Here is a 682-nt window from a genome sequence, read left to right on the forward strand (position 1 = left end):
CAACCAAGCTGTCGACGTGAGGAAGAACAAATCCTTGGAGCTGATGGTGCAGCTTGCTGAGGCGAACACCGTTAGCATGCGTCTTATCAAGGGCGAGGGGCTGCTGGCGGGCGTGGTATTGACCGACATCTCCCCGGACTCTGCCGCTTACGGGCGGACAGATGGTGCCGAGATTGCCTCGGTTGATCCAGAAAGCAATGCTGCAGCGGCCGGATTGTCAGCCGGCGATTTCATTGTGAGCGTGGATCAGCATCCGGTTCACTCAGCAACCCAGGTGGCGCAGTCTGCAAGACGGTCCGACAGACTGCTGCTGTTGGGCATATTCCATGGCGGCGGCATGCAGTATGTCGTCGTTCGGTAGCGCAGCGACCGGCATGCTGAAGCACAAATCTGAGAGACGCGCTCGACAAAGGGCTACAGTTGGCCAGTCGAGGAAATTCCCCATGCAACGTTTCTGGCCCCAGGTCGACTGCCCGGGGCGAAGTTGATGTGCGTCAAGGCGAATTGTGACCGATCGTGTTCACTACCGACACCACTAGGAGTCCGGCTATGACCTACACGACAATTCTAGTCCAGCTCGACATCGACGCACCAGCAACGCCGCGCCTGATTTTCGCGCAGGAGATCGCGAGGAAATTCGAGGCTGATCTTATCGCCGTAACGGCGGCCGAGCCTTCCATGC

At 58.5% G+C, this 682-nt stretch carries 1 protein-coding gene; it reads left to right on the forward strand.

All coding sequences use genetic code 11. The annotated features are described in order from the left end of the window. Nucleotides 1-361, forward strand: a 361-nt coding sequence (locus EOA75_RS33510) for a PDZ domain-containing protein (RefSeq protein ID WP_206517142.1), incomplete at its 5' end; no start/stop codon positions are given. Between the last annotated feature and the right edge of the window lie 321 nt (nucleotides 362-682).

It is taken from the genome of Mesorhizobium sp. M1A.F.Ca.IN.022.07.1.1 (assembly GCF_003997575.1).
GTDB lineage: Bacteria > Pseudomonadota > Alphaproteobacteria > Rhizobiales > Rhizobiaceae > Mesorhizobium.